Source organism: Polaromonas sp. P3_C2 (assembly GCF_056402675.1).
In genome coordinates this window covers 1-1354 of sequence record NZ_JBFUGX010000910.1, presented here as the reverse complement: position 1 = coordinate 1354, position 1354 = coordinate 1, and the positions used below count along the sequence as shown (strand labels likewise).

The 1354-nt window shown below is 67.5% G+C and carries 1 protein-coding gene and 1 pseudogene; both read right to left on the bottom strand.

Features of this window, described 5'->3' with window-relative positions; genetic code table 11:
• Positions 1 to 171 (bottom strand): annotated as a pseudogene (locus tag AC1DWI_RS23290) (tripartite tricarboxylate transporter substrate binding protein); the annotation flags it as partial.
• A 55-nt stretch (positions 172 to 226) separates the two neighbouring features.
• The coding region (locus tag AC1DWI_RS23285; RefSeq protein ID WP_477725931.1) for an alpha/beta hydrolase domain-containing protein at positions 227 to 1354 on the bottom strand (1128 nt) is incomplete at its 5' end.

Sequence of the window (1354 nt, the reverse complement as noted above, 5' to 3'; positions counted from 1 at the left end):
CTGGGCGGACAGCGGGCGGGCGAATGCGTCGGTGCCGCCACCGGCTGGAAACGGCACGATCATCGTCACTGGCTTGGTGGGCCAGGCTGACTGCGCATGCAGCAGGGGTGATGCGGTTGCAGCACTGGCCGCAGCGATGCGCAGGACGTCGCGCCGGTTAAATGAAATCATGGTTTGTCTCCTTTGATGGGTTTTACTACGGGATGATATTCGGTAAAAATCGCCTTCAGCGCAGCACCGCACTGGCTTCGGCAGCCTTGATTAAGCGCACCGCGTCTTCGGCCAGCAGGAAGCCCTGGGCCTGGGCTTTGTCGGTGGCCTTGCGTACGGCGGCCACATAGCCCTCGTGCGAACCGTAGCGCTCCTGCAGCGACAGGCGCGGGTCACCGTTGGCACCGCGCTCTTGCGCCGTTCGGGCAAAGGGCACCATGCCGCCCACGTAATTGCAGATCTGCCCCTGGTGGAACGGCCGGGCACCGCCCGCCGTGATGTTCCAGCCCAGGTAAGTGCCCAGCGGCGCTTCGAGCAGCACCACCGGCACGCCGCCCAGCTCATTGCCATCGGCGTCCACCCGCGGCGCCAGCATGGGCAGCACCCGGCGGATGGGCGGCGGCGCATTGGATGCCACGCCCGAGCCATCGGCAGGATTGAAGGCGGGGCCCCAGTCATAGTCGAGCACCGGCATGATGAAGTCCGGCTCGGGCACGGTGGGGCGCAACTGCGGCAGCGTGGGAAAGCCGATGCCTTCCTTGGTAGCCAGCGCCAGCGTGCCGCGCGGCTCGCCCGCACGCGGCGCCAGGGTGGGYCAGCGGCTGGGCGGTGGCTCGGTGCCGCGCATCACCCAGTTACGAAAGTGCAYGCGCAGCGCGTTCACGGTTTCGGTATGCGGCACCGGGTTGGCAGGCAATACACCCGTGCCGAAATTATTGCCCGGACAACTGGCGCCTGCCGTTGGAAGGCCCACGCCCGGCAGGCTGTTGTCAAAGCCCCCTGCCCCGCCGCCGTGGCTGGAGCTGGCAATGTAATAGCGCCGCACGTTGGCAGGCAGAGGCAGGTCGGCCCTGGCATCGGTACCCACCCATTCCGGCGTAAGTTTCAGGGCCCAGACCTCGGCCGAGCCAAAGTGCTCAACGATTTTCGGGCAGGTCTTGCTGGCTTCGCAACGATCAAGAATACCGGCAGGCGGCCCACCGCGCACCGGGTCGGCCGCGCGTGCCCACCACTGCGGCCCTTCACTGCCGGCCTGGTACAGCTCCAGCACGCCATCGGGCTGGGCCCAGCGGAAGTTCAGCGCGATGCGCCGGCCCGCAATGATGGGCCAGAGGCCGTCATGCACCTGGCGCCCGGCTTCGTC